The organism is Nonomuraea sp. NPDC003201, assembly GCF_053590415.1.
This window is the reverse complement of record NZ_JBSFTC010000759.1, coordinates 1-1,269: the sequence shown is the minus strand read 5'-3', so window position 1 is coordinate 1,269 and position 1,269 is coordinate 1. Positions and strand designations below refer to the sequence as shown.

Genomic DNA, 1,269 nt, shown 5'->3' with positions numbered 1-1,269 from the left:
ACCTGGGCCAGGCCCTCGCCGGCGGCCTGCCCGCGGACGAGAGCTGGCGGGTGCACTTCCACGTCCCACTGCACGACGCGCCGCCCCCACCGCTCGCCACCAGCGCCCCCTACCTGCGTGACCTGCTGGACACGCTCCTCGGCGGCCCCGGCCCGCTGACCCGGCACGTCGAGGTGGAGACCTACACCTGGAACGTGCTCCCCGGCGCGTCCCCGGATCTCGCCGCCGGCATCGCCGCCGAGCTCGACTGGATGCGAGGCCGGCTGACCTCGCTCGGCATGAAGGAGCAGTGATGGCACCGCTGATCGTGATCAACGTGGTGGGCCTGACCCCCCGCCTGCTCGCCCACATGCCGAACGTGGCCAAGGTGGGAACGGCGGCCACGCTGCGGCCCGTACTCCCGGCCGTCACCTGCTCGATGCAGGCCACCCTGCTGACCGGCGCGATGCCCCGCGACCACGGCATCGTCGGCAACGGATGGTACTTCCGAGACCTCGGCGAGGTCCTCCTGTGGCGCCAGCACAACGCACTCATCCAGGGCGACCAACTGTGGAGCGCCGTACCCGGCCTGCGCACCGCCAACGTCTGCTGGTGGTACGCGATGGGCGCGGCCACCGACCTGCTCGTCACCCCGCGCCCCATCTACCACGCCGACGGCCGCAAGTCGCCCGACTGCTACACCCGCCCGCCCGCCCTCCACGACGACCTCGAGGCCGCGCTTGGGCCGTTCCCCCTGTTCACCTACTGGGGCCCGAACGCGGGGATCACCTCCTCAGCATGGATCATCGCCGCGGCCCGCCGCATCCTGGCCCGCGAACGTCCCGACCTGCTGCTGGTCTACGTCCCGCACCTCGACTACGACCTCCAGCGGTACGGCCCCGACGGTCCCGAGGCGATCGCCGCGGCCCGCGCCGTCGACACCGCGCTCGCCCCACTGCTCACCGAGGAAGCCGAGGTGGTCGTGCTCTCGGAATACGGCATCACCCCCGCGTCCCGCCCGATCGACATCAACCGGGCGCTGCGCGCCGCCGGGCTCCTGGAGGTCCACACCCAGGCCGGCATGGAATACCTCGACCCGTGGACGTCCCGGGCCTTCGCCGTCGCCGACCACCAAGTCGCCCACCTCTACGTACGCGACCCCGCCGACCTCGACCGCACCCGCGCCGTCATCACGGAGCTGACCGGCGTGGACGAGGTACTCGACCACGCGGGCAAGACCAAGTACGGGCTCGACCACGAACGCGCCGGCGAACTCGTCGCCGTCGCCGA

Annotated in this window: 1 protein-coding gene and 1 pseudogene; both read left to right on the top strand. The window is 72.2% G+C overall.

The window, feature by feature from the left end; translation table 11 throughout:
* A pseudogene (locus ACWDX9_RS63445) lies at positions 1–293 on the top strand (metabolite traffic protein EboE); the annotation flags it as partial.
* Positions 293–1,269 (top strand): alkaline phosphatase family protein (locus ACWDX9_RS63440; RefSeq protein WP_449973476.1); only part of this gene is annotated, 977 nt, incomplete at its 3' end. The pseudogene ACWDX9_RS63445 and the gene ACWDX9_RS63440, both read left to right, overlap by 1 nt.